The 13,031-nt window shown below is 66.8% G+C and carries 14 protein-coding genes and 1 tRNA gene; all 15 read left to right on the top strand.

Annotated features, from left to right (window positions below; translation table 11 throughout):
• Positions 1-82 precede the first annotated feature (82 nt).
• The 15 genes from VGM20_11635 to VGM20_11565 all read left to right on the top strand — a co-directional run bounded on the left by VGM20_11635 (position 83) and on the right by VGM20_11565 (position 13,019).
• Complete coding sequence (locus VGM20_11635; protein ID HEY4101513.1) at positions 83-583, top strand: RNA polymerase sigma factor; 501 nt, start codon at positions 83-85, stop codon at positions 581-583.
• Positions 580-1,113: a hypothetical protein gene (locus VGM20_11630; protein HEY4101512.1), complete on the top strand. Its 534-nt coding sequence runs from the start codon at positions 580-582 to the stop codon at positions 1,111-1,113. The genes VGM20_11635 and VGM20_11630 overlap by 4 nt, the downstream gene beginning before the upstream one ends.
• Entirely contained in the window at positions 1,110-1,604 is a 495-nt protein-coding gene (locus VGM20_11625) for a hypothetical protein (protein ID HEY4101511.1), read from the top strand. Before VGM20_11630 ends, VGM20_11625 begins: the two co-directional genes overlap by 4 nt.
• 34 nt (positions 1,605-1,638) lie before the next feature.
• Positions 1,639-1,721: transfer RNA gene (locus VGM20_11620), tRNA-Leu, on the top strand.
• Positions 1,722-1,805: 84 nt separating this feature from the next.
• Positions 1,806-3,290, top strand: a complete 1,485-nt coding sequence (locus VGM20_11615; protein ID HEY4101510.1) for a leucyl aminopeptidase — start codon at positions 1,806-1,808, stop codon at positions 3,288-3,290.
• An 8-nt stretch (positions 3,291-3,298) separates the two neighbouring features.
• The gene (locus VGM20_11610; protein ID HEY4101509.1) at positions 3,299-5,125 is read left to right on the top strand and encodes a Plug domain-containing protein; all 1,827 of its coding nucleotides are present in this window, start codon (positions 3,299-3,301) and stop codon (positions 5,123-5,125) included.
• A gap of 57 nt (positions 5,126-5,182) precedes the next feature.
• Positions 5,183-6,037 carry a YicC/YloC family endoribonuclease gene (locus VGM20_11605; GenBank protein HEY4101508.1) on the top strand — a complete coding sequence of 285 codons (855 nt, stop codon included), beginning with the start codon at positions 5,183-5,185 and terminating at the stop codon, positions 6,035-6,037.
• 5 nt (positions 6,038-6,042) lie between these two features.
• A complete protein-coding gene (gmk, locus tag VGM20_11600) occupies positions 6,043-6,681 on the top strand; it encodes a guanylate kinase (protein HEY4101507.1) in 639 nt (212 codons plus the stop codon).
• 14 nt (positions 6,682-6,695) lie between these two features.
• A complete protein-coding gene (locus VGM20_11595) occupies positions 6,696-6,923 on the top strand; it encodes a hypothetical protein (protein HEY4101506.1) in 228 nt (75 codons plus the stop codon).
• A gap of 1 nt (position 6,924) precedes the next feature.
• Positions 6,925-8,118, top strand: a complete 1,194-nt coding sequence (coaBC, locus tag VGM20_11590) for a bifunctional phosphopantothenoylcysteine decarboxylase/phosphopantothenate--cysteine ligase CoaBC (protein ID HEY4101505.1) — start codon at positions 6,925-6,927, stop codon at positions 8,116-8,118.
• On the top strand, positions 8,111-8,989 hold the full coding sequence (locus VGM20_11585) for a uracil-DNA glycosylase (GenBank protein HEY4101504.1): 879 nt from the start codon (positions 8,111-8,113) through the stop codon (positions 8,987-8,989). Before coaBC ends, VGM20_11585 begins: the two co-directional genes overlap by 8 nt.
• The gene (gene dnaB / locus VGM20_11580; protein HEY4101503.1) at positions 8,946-10,343 is read left to right on the top strand and encodes a replicative DNA helicase; all 1,398 of its coding nucleotides are present in this window, start codon (positions 8,946-8,948) and stop codon (positions 10,341-10,343) included. The genes VGM20_11585 and dnaB overlap by 44 nt, the downstream gene beginning before the upstream one ends.
• The gene (gene radA / locus VGM20_11575; protein HEY4101502.1) at positions 10,344-11,696 is read left to right on the top strand and encodes a DNA repair protein RadA; all 1,353 of its coding nucleotides are present in this window, start codon (positions 10,344-10,346) and stop codon (positions 11,694-11,696) included. It begins immediately after the preceding gene.
• Positions 11,686-12,372, top strand: coding sequence for a 2-C-methyl-D-erythritol 4-phosphate cytidylyltransferase (gene ispD, locus VGM20_11570; GenBank protein ID HEY4101501.1), 687 nt, complete (start codon positions 11,686-11,688; stop codon positions 12,370-12,372). The genes radA and ispD overlap by 11 nt, the downstream gene beginning before the upstream one ends.
• The gene (locus tag VGM20_11565; protein ID HEY4101500.1) at positions 12,369-13,019 is read left to right on the top strand and encodes an L-threonylcarbamoyladenylate synthase; all 651 of its coding nucleotides are present in this window, start codon (positions 12,369-12,371) and stop codon (positions 13,017-13,019) included. The genes ispD and VGM20_11565 overlap by 4 nt, the downstream gene beginning before the upstream one ends.
• The last annotated feature ends 12 nt before the right edge of the window (positions 13,020-13,031 follow it).

Raw genomic sequence — 13,031 nt, 5'->3', positions numbered from 1 at the left:
CGTTAACGCGGGCTCGGCCGCAACGTCGTTACGGTGACGGCCAGCCACGAGCGAGTGCCCCCTGACCGACCCTGAACTGGTAATGGCGTGGAGGGGTGGCGACGAGCTGGCGGCTCGACAGTTGGTCGAGCGTCACGCCGCGGCACTCGGCCGGTATCTTGGCGCAGCCGGAGCCCGGGGCGCTGAGATCGACGACTTGGTGCAGGACACATTCTTCAAAGCGTTCAGAGGGCTTGATGGATGGCGAGGTGACGGATCCTTTCGGGGATGGCTCTTCAGGATCGCCGGCAACCTCCTCAAGGATCGCTTCCGGCAGAACAAGGGGCGGGCGTTCGTGCCGATCGAGGAGCACGATGTTGCCGACCGGTCGGATCCCGCCGGCGAATTCGCGGCGGACGAGGCGGGGAGGCAGCTCCAGGCGGGACTCGGGCGGTTGCCGCGCTTGCAGCGTGAAGTCTTTCTGCTGCGGGTCCAGCAGGGGTTGGAGTATCGGGACATTGCGACGGCCGTCGGAAGCACGCCCGGCGCGGCACGCGTCCACTATCATCATGCAGTCAAGCGTCTGAAGGAGCTGCTCGGGTGACCGGCTGCGAACAACTCTCTGATCGGATGCCCGAAGTGGCGCGTGGCGACGGGGCCTGGGACGCGGCCGAGCTGGCGCATCTCTCGTCGTGCGCCTCGTGCGGGGCGGAATGGCAGCTGGTCAGCACAGGTGTCGCCCTTGGCGCCGATTTGCGGATTGATGGCGCGGCGATCGCCAATCACGTCGTGGAACGTCTCCGGCACGAGGGCGACATCGAGCGCCCGGTGCGGCGGATACCATGGCGCGGCGGCGCAATCGGTTTGGTTGCTGCGGCAGCGGCGGCGATCTTGATCATCGCGATCTCCCGGACGCCCGATCGCCCGGCGGGATCGGTGGCGGCCGTCGCGGAGGCGCCGGTCGCGATCCTCCCCGAATTGCAGAACCTGACTGAGCAGCAACTTGAAGTAGTGCAGCAGTCGCTCGGGCCGTCGGCGTCGGATGCAACCCCGGGACTGACTCCGCACCTGGGTGACTTGACCGAAGGCGAACTTGAAGACCTGCTGCATTCCGAAGGAGGGGGAGGACAATGACGCGTCGATGCGGAGCGCTGGTCATCGGAATGGCGCTGCTGGCGAGCCCACTTGCAGCCCAGAAGGAGCCGCGGCGCGCCGCGCTCGAACAGAACATCGAGCGGGTCTTCATGAATCAGGTGACCAAGGAGATGGGGTTGACCCCCGATCAGGTCGGACCATTTCAGCGCGTTGTGACGACCTGGGCCCAGAAGCGTGCCGGCCTCGAAACCGAGGAGCGCCAGCTGCGGCTGTCACTCATGGGAGAGCTTCGCCCCGGCGTTGCTGCAAATCCGGACAACGTCTCCCGATATGTGGACGGCCTGAATTCCAATCGGGTGGCATACGCCGAAACATTTCGCGATGAAATGAAGGAGCTCGCGCCGATCCTGAGTCCGGTTCAGCGCGGGCAGTTCCAGGTGGCACGCGACCGGCTGCTGCAGCGTGTGCGCGATCTGCAATTGCAGCGACTCAACGGCGGTGGCCGGGGAGCGGCGTCGCCGGAGCCTTGACGGGCCGTTGTGCATCGGCGTTTTTGGTGCGCAGGCCCAAGTGGCGGAACGGTATACGCGGCGGACTCAAAATCCGCTTCCCGCAAGGGATTGTGGGTTCGAGTCCCACCTTGGGCATCGGCACGTCCTCTCGGTGTATTTTCCCGCCCTGATCGCTCGGCTCGATTCACCATTCCGGTTCTCCGGTCCGACGGGGCGTACATGCCGCTAGTTGTCACCCACCGCGTGGCGAAACTCTCTGGTCTGCAGACGCCACTTCTCGTCATTCTCGTGGCCAAGGGTCCGCTCCCCGCCGGCCTGACCGAACTTGATCGCGCCGCCGATGGCACCATCAATCGTTGCTGGGAGTCGGGTGACTTCACCGGCGCGCGCGATGAAACCGCACTCCTCTATCCTGCGAAGAAAGCACCTGAACGAATTCTGCTCGTCGGACTGGGCGATCCGCAGAAGGTCACCGATGCCGCGCTGCGGCGTGCCGCGATGATCGCCGGTAAGCGTGCCAGGATCCTCGGTGTGCCGTCTGCGATCGTGGCGTTCCTGCCGGAAGCTGCCGCCGGAATCCCGTCCGATCGGGCCGGACAGGCACTTGCCGAAGGAATTCCATTTGGCGCCTGGCACTTTCCCGATCTGAAGCGCCCCCCGGAAGTCGTCAAGCCGGCATTCGAGAAATGCGAGCTTCTCACGCTCGCTGCGGATGAATCGTTCGCGCGAGGCGTATCACTCGGCAGCATCATTGCAAGCGGCCAGGCGTTCACGCGCGGCCTGCAGGTGTTGCCCGGTAACACGTGTACGCCGGAATACGTCGCCAGCGCAGCCACGGAACTTGGCAAGCGGCACGGCATCGCCGTCACGGTGCTCGACCGCGCGGCGATCATCAAGGCAGGAATGAAGGCGTTGATCGCCGTTGCGCAGGGAAGTGCGGTCGAACCACGCTTCATCGTGCTCGATCATCGCGGGTCGGACGCGGCACCGGTGGTGCTCATCGGCAAGGGCGTCACCTTCGACAGCGGCGGGATCTCGATCAAGCCGGCGCAGAACATGGAAGATATGAAGTACGACATGTCCGGCGGGGCGGCGGTCCTCGGCACCTTTGATGTGATTGGCCAACTCAAGCCGAAGCAACATGTGATCGGCCTGATTCCACTCTGCGAGAATATGCCGTCCGGCACCTCGTACAAGCCGGGCGATGTGGTGGGATCACACCTCGGCAAGACGATCGAGGTGGTGAACACCGACGCCGAAGGACGGCTCATCCTTGCCGATGCGCTGTCGTGGGCGCGGCAGTACAAGCCGGCCGCCGTGATCAACTGCGCGACGCTCACCGGTGCGATCGTGATCGGCCTCGGGCACACCGCCAGCGGCGTGATGGGGACCAGCGATGAGGTGATTCGCGCCGTTATCGCCGCCGGGGAACGCGCCGACGAGCGTGCCTGGGAATTGCCGCTCTGGGACGAATACCGCGAGCTGATCAAGTCGGATATCGCCGACATGAAAAATTCCGGCGGACGTCCCGCCGGGAGCATCACCGCGGGCTGGTTCCTGCGGGAGTTCGCCGAAGAGTATCCGTGGGCGCATCTCGACATTGCGGGAACGGCGTACACCGACCGCGAGTTGCCGACCCAGGTGAAAGGGCCGACCGGAGTCATGGTTCGCCTCTTCACTGAGTTCCTGCTCGCCCGGAGCTGAGTTCGCGCGTGCGAGTGCCGGTCGTCGCCTGGGTGATCGGTGTGGCCCTCCTCTGCCATGCGCAACGCCTTGTCGCGCAGGATCCGGTACTCAACCGGCCGCTCGACTCGGTGCGAGTCGATACGTCGCATGTGCGCCGCGACACGCTCTCTACCACCGACCGCCTCCTCAAGGTTCAGAAGGACTTGCTCATCCGCCGCGCCGCGTTGCCACGCAGCGGCACCGACGAGGTGCAGCCGGCCGGCTCTCGCACCGTCTTCACGCGCGACTCGATCGATTGGGCCACGGCGCAGAGCGTGCCCGAACTGCTGGCGCGCATTCCCGGCGTCTATCTCGACCGTGCCGGCTGGATCGGCAGCGCCGTGCTGCCCAATTACATGGCCCACGGGGCGGCGTCGGTGACGTACGAACTCGACGGCGTCCCGCAGATTGCCGTCGGACCCGATTCACTGGCCTGGGATCCGTCCACGATTCCACTTGGTATCCTCGACAGTGTCGACGTCACCACCACGCCCGGTTCGATGCGTGTGCGGCTCTTCACACGCGCCTACGATCGACAGGCACCGCGCACCAAGGTCGGCGTCGCCCAGGGTGATCGCGGCATCGCGCGATACTTCGCCTCGTTCGAACGTCGCTATTCAAGTGGCATCGGCTTTTCGGCGGCGGCAGACTATTTCGGCGTCAACTCGCTGCCGACCGGCGGCGCCAACACGATCGGCAGCGGGTGGGTGCAATTCGGCTATGTCCCCACGCCGCACTTCGGCATTCAGGGTCAGGTCATCACTCAATCGATCGACCGCGGGCTGCTCCTCAATACCGACAAGTCCGACACGTTGTTCGCCGGCGTCACGGGGTCGCGGACCGATGCATCGATGCGCGCGGCGTGGCGGCAGCGGGACGATGGCCTCGGCGCCGGCATTGACCTGCTCGCGTCACACACGGAGTGGAGCAGCGATTCTGCGCCGGGCGGCGAAGGCATCGGTCAGTTCGGCGCCGTCGCGTCGTTGCGCGCCCCGACCTGGTCCGCCGTTGGGAGCGGGTGGTATACCACGAGATGGACGCCGCTCTCGGGCCGGATGGAGATCGGATGGTCACCCAGCCGATTGATCACCGGATCGGTCGAGGGCGATGCGCAACATCACTCGGCGGCTCGGAACAGCCACTGGGCCGCCGCGCGCGTCGGGATCCAACTTCCGCTCGGCTTCTCAGTCGGCGCGAATTACTCCGGCGGCAGCCGGGTCCAGAGCCCGTCGATCGCGACGCAGCGTCCGTTCAACTTTGTCGATGCCCAGGCGACTGCCGGATTCAATAGCAAGCTGCTGGCGATCGACGCGGGGTACGCGCACGACGCCGGGTGGCGGCCCGAGTCGTTCTCGGAATTCGCCGTGATCAACGCCTACGCACCGCTCGCGCAGACCGACTGGATCACGGTCCACGCGCGACTGACGCCGATCAACTGGTTCACGCTGGAGACCGCGTACCAGAATCCACTGCACGGGATCCTCCCCGATGGCGTCCCGCCGCAGCACGGTCTCACCACGGCGACGATCCGCTCCCGCTTCCTGCGCAACTTTCCTAGCGGAATCTTCCAGCTCAAGCTCCAGGGAGTCATGGAGACGTGGAGTCCCGGGATCGGTGGCCGTGATGCGACCGGCGCCGCGATCCCGCTTCCAGGTGCGACCTTCTTTCGGACCGTGATCCAGCTGCAGCTCGGCCCCTTCATCGCCTACTACGATCGGGTCAACCTGCAGGCGGTCCGGCTGGGGACGGTCCCGGGGTACCCGATCCAGTCGGGTGGTACCACGTTCGGGATCCGCTGGGAGTTCTCGAACTAGCCAGCGGCGGCTATCTTTCCGGGCTTTCTCCTGACCGGAGCGACCTTGGCGCTGAGCATGACCGGGTTCGGGACGGCGGAAGGTGATGTTGGGGGACGGCGGGCGCGCGTCGAGATCCGGACGGTCAACCACCGCTGGTTCAACCTGTCCGCGCGGCTGCCGTCCGACCTCGCCGTCCTTGAAGCCGATCTCCGAGATGCCTTGCGGCGGCAGTTCGAGCGAGGGCACGTCAACGTCCAGGTCCACTGGGCCGATGACGAATCGAGGAAGGCCGTCGATCTGGCGAGGGCAGAGCAGGTGGTCACCGCGCTGCGCGACCTGCAACGGAGGTTCGGCCTCGCCGGCGACGTGACCGTGGAGCTGGTGGCGCGCCAGGCGGATGTCTTCGGTGTGCGTGCCGGCGGGACGGAGCCAGTGGCGTGGGCGGCGCTCGCACCGGTCGTCGCCACGGCCGCAACCGAATGCCGCACGGCCCGGCAACGCGAAGGCGCAGTGCTGATGCGGGACCTGGTCGAGCGGATCACCACGATGCGCGCCGCGGCCGATCGAATCGAAGCGCGGGCACCGGCGCGGCTCCTCCGCGAGCGCGACCGTCTTGCGGCCAACGTGCAGATGCTCGCCAGTGATCGAACGGTCGACGACGCGCGGATGGCGCAGGAAATCGCGATCGCCGCCGATCGCCTCGACATCAGCGAAGAGCTGGTGCGGTTGCGCGGGCATCTCGACGCTGCAACCACAGCACTCGGCGGCGAGTTGGCGATCGGCAAGCAGCTCGGCTTTCTGGCGCAGGAGATGGGGCGCGAGATCAACACGATCGGCTCCAAGGCGAATGACGCCGAGATTGCCGGCGACGTAGTTGCAATGAAGGGCGAGCTGGAAAAGGTGCGCGAGCAACTGGAGAACATCGAGTGACGCCGATGGTGGTGGTACTCTCCTCGCCGTCGGGTGGCGGGAAGTCGACCATCAGTGCGCAGCTCGTGGCGGCACGGAGTGATGCGGCGCAGTCGGTGTCGGCGACGACGCGGCCGCCGCGGCCCGGCGAAGTGAACGGTGCGTCGTACTGGTTCGTCGATGACGCGGAGTTCGAACGGCGGGTTGTCGCCGGCGAGTTTCTCGAGCACGCGGTGTACAACGGCCACCGGTACGGAACGCTGGCGAGTGAAGTGACGCGGATCACCCATGCCGGGCGTCACGCGATCCTCGCCATTGAAGTGTGCGGCGCGCGGCAGGTCCGGGCACGATTTCCCGACGCGGTCCTGGTCTTCATCGTGCCGCCGAGCGGTGCGGTGCTTGCCGAACGGCTTCGCGGCCGGGCAACCGATTCGGCGCCGGTCATCGCCGGCCGGTTGCAGCAGGCGATCGATGAGCTCGGTGCGGCGGTCGAGTACGACTATGTGGTGGTGAACGACGAAGTGGGGGCGGCGGTGCAGGCCGTGAACGCCATCCTCGATGCAGAATCACGGCGCACCAGCCGGCAGCGCGATTTTGCGGTCGTGCTCGACCGGCTTCGCACCGAGGTGGCGGCGGAGTTGCACCGCACCGCGGCAGCACACTGACAGAGGAGCACACGGTGGAAATTTTCACTCCGCAGGAAGTGGCGCAGGAAACCGGTTCGAAGTATCGCGGCGTTCTCGTCGCGGCAAAATTCGCCCGGTACCTCAACGAGTTTCCGCGAGATGCGGTCGCCGGCTGGCAACAGGCGGAAGGCGTCAAGAAGCTCACCACGCTGTCCTTGCAGAAGCTCACCAGCGGCGAACTCACGTTCCGCGAGTTGCGCCGGCGTCGCACCGACGCCTGAGATGTGGCAGGGCCGTCGCATCGTCCTCGGCGTGACGGGGGGGATCGCGGCCTACAAGTGTGTCCTCCTCGCGCGGGAACTGACGCAGCGAGGAGCGCTGGTCGACGTAGTCCTCTCCCGCGGTGCGTCGGAATTCATCGGCGCACCGACCTTCGAAGCCGTCACTCGCCGCCTCGTGCACACGTCGCTCTGGGAACGCGGCACCGCGCTCGAGCACGTCACACTCGCGCGGGACGCGGATCTTGTCATCGTCGCTCCCGCCACCGCGAATGTCATCGCCAGACTCGCCGCAGGAATGGCCGATGATTTCCTCACCGCACTGGTACTCGCCGGGGCAGCACCGATTCTCCTTGCGCCGGCGATGAACGACGAGATGTACGCCAACTCCGCCACGCAGGCGAATCTCGGGCTGCTTCGCGACCGGGGATGGCAGACGGTCGGCCCGGTTCTCGGTGCGCTCGCCGAAGGTCCCTCGGACCGCCCCGGGCGAATGGCAGAGCCGGCAGAGATCATGGCACATGCGGCCCGGGTGGTTCGCGGCGCCGGTGCGTTGAGTGGTCGGCGCCTCGTCGTCACCGCGGGCCCGACGCGCGAATCGATCGATCCGGTGCGCGTGCTGACCAATCGATCGAGCGGCAAGATGGGATATCGGATCGCCGACGCGGCATGGATCCGCGGGGCGGAGGTCACTCTCATTTCGGGGCCGTCTGCCGAACGGGCGATTGACGGCGTGCATCTCGTCCCGGTGCAGACGACGACGGAGATGGCCGATGCCGTTCGCAGCGCGCTGTCATCTGCCGACATCCTCGTCATGGCTGCGGCGCCGGCCGACTATCGCGCCGCCGCACCACGCGATCGCAAATTGCCGCGAGGCGAGGGCGGCTTTTCGCTCGAACTGGTACCGACCGACGATATCCTCCTCGCCACACTCGCCGCGCGGCCGAGCGACCTCACCGCGGTAGGATTTGCCCTCGAGACCGGCAATGCGATCGAGAAGGGCCACGCCAAGCTCGACCGGAAGCAGCTCGATCTCATCGTGATCAATGATGCAGAGGAAGAGGGCGCCGGGTTCGAAGTCGATACCAACGCGGTGACGATCCTCAATCGTCGTGGCGGGAGCCAGCGGGTCGCGCTGCGCAGCAAGGGCGAGATTGCCGAAGCGATTCTCGACGCGGTCGAGGCGTATCGTGGCTGATCCGCGCCGGCGATGGATCGAATTGCAGCGGGATCTTGGCGGGGACGAAGTGATCTTCGACGCGCCGCTCAACTGGCCGACCGCAGCTACGACGTCACCGGCGCCGCTCCAGGTGGAAACGACTGGCACATCGCCGCGACCCTCACACTCGGCCCAATCGGCCGCTGCGGTGCCTCCAGCCCCGTCAGCTCCTCCGCCACCAGCCGACGCACCAGCATCGACCGGTGTCGAGGGCGAGGGTTGGCGCAAAGGGATGCCGCCGATTCCCGAAGCGGGGCTGTCGATTCGACTCCCGCCGGCTGCAGCCCAGCCTCCCTGGGATTCAATCGACGAGATCGCGTCGGTGGTCGTCGGCTGTCAGAAGTGCCCGCTGTGCACCACCCGCACCCACGCCGTGCCGGGGGAGGGGAACCCTCACGCCGGTCTGATGGTGGTTGGCGAGGGGCCGGGCGAAAGCGAGGACCTTTCGGGGCGGCCGTTCGTCGGGCGGGCCGGTGAACTCCTCGACAAGATCCTCGCCGGCGTCGAGCTGCAGCGCAGCGACGTCTACATCGCCAACGTCGTCAAGTGCCGGCCGCCGCGCAACCGCGTCCCACTCCCCGATGAACGGGACGCCTGTATGCCGTATCTTCGACGACAGATCGAACTGGTCCGGCCGCGCGTGATCCTGGCGCTCGGCGGGACGGCGGCCGAGGCACTGCTCGGCGTCAAGGAATCCCTGGGCCGGCTGCGGCTCAAGGTCCACGACTGGAACGGCACTCCCCTGGTGGTCACCTACCATCCGGCGGCACTGCTTCGCAACCCGAACTGGAAACGGCCAACGTGGGATGACGTCCGTATTGCCCGACAGCTCCTCGATCGCCGCGCCTGACGCGTTCCAGGGGCGCGGTGCGCCGTGGAGCCAGGAAGCCGAACAGGCAGTTCTTGGCGCGATGATCATCGACGGCGACGCCGCACTCCGCGGCGCCGAACTCCTCGATGACACCATGTTTTACCGCGAAGGGCACCGCCGGCTTTTCCGGGCACTCCGCGGTCTCCTCGAACAGCGGATGGTGATCGACTACGTCACGCTCCGCGATGAGTTGTTGCGCCGCGGTGATCTCGAAATCGCCGGCGGCGTGCCGTATCTCGACGAACTCGTCAATGCCGTCCCCACCGCCGCCAACCTCGAGTTCCACGCCCGCATCCTGCGTGACAAGGCGATCCAGCGCCACCTGATCGAAGCGGCGACGCAGATCATCACCGCGACCTACGACGGCAAGTCGACCGCGACCGAGCTCCTCGACAGCGCCGAAGGGAAGATCTTCACCATCGGCCAGCAGCGGCGCGAGGCGGGATTCACCCGCATCAAGGAGATGCTCTGGCCGACGATGGAGCGGATCGAGGCGCTGCAGGGAAGCGGGTCGGCGGTGACCGGCGTGCCGAGCGGATTTGTCGATCTCGACGAGATGACCAGCGGATTCCAGCCGTCGGAACTTGTCATCGTCGCAGCTCGCCCGTCGATGGGAAAGACCGCTTTCTGCCTCAACATCGCGACCAACGCTGCGGAAAAGGGGTTCGGCGTTGCGATCTTCTCGCTCGAAATGTCGAAGGACGCGCTGGTGCAGCGGATGCTCTGCTCCGAAGCCCGCGTCGATTCGCAGTCGGTACGGCGTGGGTCGCTCCGCGACACGGATTTCACCAAGCTGGCGCGCGCTGCGGGGATTCTGCAGAGCTGTCCGGTGTGGATCGACGATACCCCGGCGCTCACCCTCCTCGAGATGCGTTCGAAGGCACGCCGGCTGCGTGCAGAAAATGATGTCCGGTTGATCGTGGTCGACTATCTCCAGCTGATGCGGAGCCCGGAATATTCCGATAATCGCGTCCAGGAGATCTCCGACATCTCGCGTTCGCTCAAGGGGCTGGCGCGCGAGCTGTCGGTGCCGGTGATCGCCCTGTCGCAGCTGTCGCGCGCGTCGGAGCAGCGGGGCGGCGAGCGCACGCCGGTCCTCTCCGATCTGCGCGACTCCGGCGCCATCGAACAGGACGCCGACGTGGTGATCTTCATCCATCGCGCCGAGATGTACAAGGACCTTCGCGACAAGGCTGAAGAGAAGGGCGAGTCCCTCGAGGGGCGGGCGGATATCCACGTCGCCAAGCACCGCAACGGCCCGACCGGCATGCTCGATCTCCACTTTCACAAGCAGTACACCCGCTTCGACAATCGCAGCGAGCGTGAGGCCTAGATGGCCAAGGCGCGATCGGTCTGGCGCTGCACCGAGTGCGGCCACGACCATCCCAAATGGGCCGGTCGCTGTGAGGGGTGCGGCGAGTGGAACAGCATCGCTGAGGAACCGATCGTCCTCTCGTCGACTCGTGCAGTCGAAAGCGGCGCCGCCGGTGCGCCGGTGATTCGCCTGCGCGACGTCACGGCGACGCGCCTCGAACGCTGGACGACCGGACTCGCCGAACTCGATTTCGTCCTCGGCGGCGGGATCGTGCCGGGATCGATGACGCTGATTGGCGGCGAACCGGGGATCGGCAAGTCGACGCTCCTGCTGCAGGCCGCTGCACGACTCGAAGGAGCCGGACGCGCAGTCCTCTACGCCAGCGGCGAGGAATCCGCCGACCAGTTGCGGCTTCGTGCCGATCGCCTCGGCTCCGGCTCCGGCGATGTGCGCGTCATCGGCGAAACCCGCCTCGAATCGGTGCTGCGTGCCACCCGTGCGATGGACGCGTCGGTGCTCGTCCTCGATTCGATCCAGACGGTGTACACCGACGCACTCGAAAGCGCGCCGGGTAACGTGGGGCAGGTTCGCGAGTGCGCCGGCCAGCTGATGCGCTTCGCCAAGGAGACTGGTGTCGCGGTGATCGTCGTCGGGCATGTGACGAAGGGCGGCAGTATCGCCGGGCCGAAGACGCTGGAGCACATCGTCGATACCGTGCTCTACTTCGAAGGCGAATCGGCGCTCGACTACCGCCTGCTGCGCGCCACCAAGAACCGCTTTGGTTCCGTCGACGAACTCGGCGTCTTCGAAATGACCGAGCACGGCCTCATCACGGTCCCGAATCCCTCGGCGGTGTTCCTCGCCGCGCGCGCGGAAGGGACTCCCGGCAGCGCGGTGACTGCGCTCATGGAGGGGACGCGGCCCGTGCTCGTCGAAGTGCAGGCGCTCGCGGCACCATCAGGGTACGGCACGCCGCAGCGCGTCGCGACCGGGCTCGACCCGAAGCGCCTCGCCGTGATCCTCGCCGTGCTGGAGCGTCGCGCCGGCGCCTCGTTTGCAACGCGCGACGTCTTCGTCCATGTCACCGCGGGCGTCCGGCTCACGGAGCCTGGCGCCGATCTCGCCGTTGCCGCAGCACTCCTCTCGTCGGCACATGATCGTCCCGCGCCGGCCAACGCACTGTTCATCGGCGAACTCGGACTCGGCGGCGAGATCCGGCCGATCGGCGGACTGGAGCGCCGCCTCAACGAAGCGGCACGTCTCGGGTTCGTGCACGCATTCGGATCGTCGCGGTCGACGGCGAAGATCGCCGGTCTGCGGCATCATGGATTGCAGCACGTCGAAGAACTGGTCCGTACCCTTGCCGCTTGACGTCGGAGTCGTTGTCGTCGCCGCGGGGCGCGGCACCCGCTTCGGAGGACCAGTCCCCAAGCAGTATCAGTTGCTGGCCAGGACGCCGGTCCTGCTGCACGCGATCCGTGCGTTCGCAACGCATCCGCACGTAGGCCGGATCATCGTCGTCGTTCCACCCGAAGATGCGGCCACGCCGCCGGCATGGCTTGCCGACGCGTGCGGCGAGCGGCTGCACCTGGTCGCCGGTGGGAAGGAACGACGCGATTCGGTCCGGGCCGGCCTCGCGGCGCTCGCCGGTGACTGCACCATCGTTCTGGTCCACGACGGCGCCCGCCCGTTCCCTGCGCGCACAACAATCGACGCGGCGATCGCCAGCGCGCGTGACGGACGCGCAGCGGTGCCCGCAATTCCCGTGGCCGATACCATCAAGCGCGCCGACGATTTCGGACGCATCCTGTCGACCGTCGACCGTCACGGTCTCTGGGCCGCGCAGACGCCCCAGGCGTTCCCACGCGCCATTCTCGAACGCGCCCATGCCGCCGCCGGCCTCGATGAGTTGCCGGCGACCGACGATGCCACCCTCGTCGAGCGCCTGGGTGAGCCTGTCGACCTGATCCCCGGCTCGATCGAGAACCTCAAGATCACCACGGCGCACGACCTCGACCTTGCCGCATGGTACGCGAGTCGTCGATGAGCATCCCGTTCCACACCGAAGACGACGTCGAGCGAGCCGCAGTGGTTCTGGCGCCGCATCTGGCCGCGGGGAAGCTGCTCGCCTATCCCACAGAAACAGTGTACGGGCTGGGGTCGGCGCCGATCCCCGAAGCGCTCACACGTCTCGCACAGCTCAAGGGTCGCCCGGCGCGCAAGCCGTTTCTTCTCCTGATCAGCGATCTCGAGATGCTGGAACGGACTGGGCTGGTCCTCACGCCGCAGGCCCGGGTCCTCGCACGTGAATTCTGGCCCGGCCCGCTGACGCTGGTGCTGCGCGGCGGTGAAGGCCGCCTGCCGGATTCACTGCGCGGACCTGAAGGGGGAATTGCCGTACGGTGGACCTCTCATCGTGGCATCGCGCAGCTCGTCGGGCGGCTGGGCCATCCGCTCACTTCGACGTCGGCGAACCGGCCGGGGCAGGCCGCCGCACCGGGGCCAGAAGCGATCGAACGGCTCTTCGCCGAAGCGATCGCCGACGGCGATCTGATGGTGCTCGATGGTGGTGTGCTGGGAAATGTCCCGCCCTCCACCCTTGTCGATTGCAGCGGCCCCACGCCCCGCCTCGTCCGCGAGGGTGCGATCCCGCGCACCGAGCTTCGGCGCCGCGCCGGCTCGATGGCGCCATGATGACTCCACGGC

The organism is Gemmatimonadales bacterium (genome assembly GCA_036500345.1).
GTDB lineage: Bacteria > Gemmatimonadota > Gemmatimonadetes > Gemmatimonadales > GWC2-71-9 > Palsa-1233.
This window is presented reverse-complemented; position numbering and strand designations above follow the sequence as displayed.